Consider the following 1209-nt stretch of genomic DNA (forward strand, 5'->3'; position numbering starts at 1 on the left):
GCCGGTGGACCTGCTGGGCCTCGAGCTCGGCTACCGCCTGATCGCGCTGGTCGACAAGAGCCGCCAGGGCGACCTGCTCACGCGCATCAAGGGCGTGCGCCGCAAGTTCGCGCAGGAGGTCGGCTTCCTGCCGCCCGCGGTGCACGTGCGCGACAACCTCGAGCTCAAGCCCAGCAGCTACCGCGTCACCCTGCGCGGCGTGGTGGTGGCCGAGGGCGAGGCCCATCCGGGCATGTACCTGGCGATCAACCCGGGCGGCATCACCACCCCGCTGATCGGCACGCCCACCACCGACCCGGCCTTCGGCCTGCCCGCGCACTGGATCGAGGAGCGGCAGCGGGAAGCCGCGCAAATGAGCGGTTTCACCGTCGTTGATTCGGAGACCGTGATGGCCACCCACCTGTCACATTTGATGCAGGTGCAGGCGGCGCGGCTGCTGAGCCGCACCGAAACCCAACAACTGGTCGAACACGTGAACAAACTGGCGCCCAAGCTGATCGAGGAAGTCGTGCCCAAGCTGGTGCCGCTGTCCACGTTCCAAAAGGTGCTGCAACTGCTGCTGGAAGAGTCGGTGCACATCCGCGACATCCGCACCATCGTCGAGACGCTGGCCGAGCATGCCGGCAGCACCACCGACCCGGCCGAGCTCGCGCGCCGCGTGCGCGTGGCGCTGGCGCCAGCCATCGTGCAGCAGATCTACGGCCCGGTGAAGGAGCTCGACGTGATCGCCATCGAGCCGGCCTTCGAGCGCCTGCTGATGCAGGCGCTGGGCAATGCCCAGGCGCCCGCGCTCGATCCGGGCGTGGTCGAGATCTTCACGCGCACCGCCGCCGAGGTCGCGCTCAAGCAGGAAGAGCAAGGCGTGCCGGCCTGCCTGCTGGTGCCCGACGCCATCCGCAACGCCATCGCGCGCATGGTGCGCCGCGCCGCGCCGCGCATGCAGGTGCTCGGCCACAGCGAAATTCCTGAAACCCACACGATCCGCATCGGCCCGATCCTGCGAGGAGCCTCCGCATGAACATCCAACGTTTCACCGCACCGACCGCCCGCGAAGCGATGGCGCTGGCGCGCAATGTCTTCGGCGACGGCACGCTGATCCTCTCGAACCGCCAGCTCGACGACGGCGTGGAAGTGGTGGCCGCGGCCGAGGACAGCCTCAGCGCGCTCGAGGCCGGCCGCGCGATCCTGCAGGGCACGCAAGGCACGCTG

General features: G+C 69.2%; 1 protein-coding gene and 1 pseudogene. Both read left to right on the forward strand.

The genetic code is table 11. The features are described 5' to 3' along the window. On the forward strand, positions 1–1018 hold a 1018-nt coding region (locus AC27VN_RS41865), incomplete at its 5' end, for an FHIPEP family type III secretion protein (RefSeq protein ID WP_490880573.1). Then, positions 1015–1209, forward strand: a pseudogene (locus AC27VN_RS41870) (hypothetical protein); the annotation flags it as partial. The gene AC27VN_RS41865 and the pseudogene AC27VN_RS41870, both read left to right, overlap by 4 nt.

The organism is Variovorax sp. 20P10.2.4 (assembly GCF_058244205.1).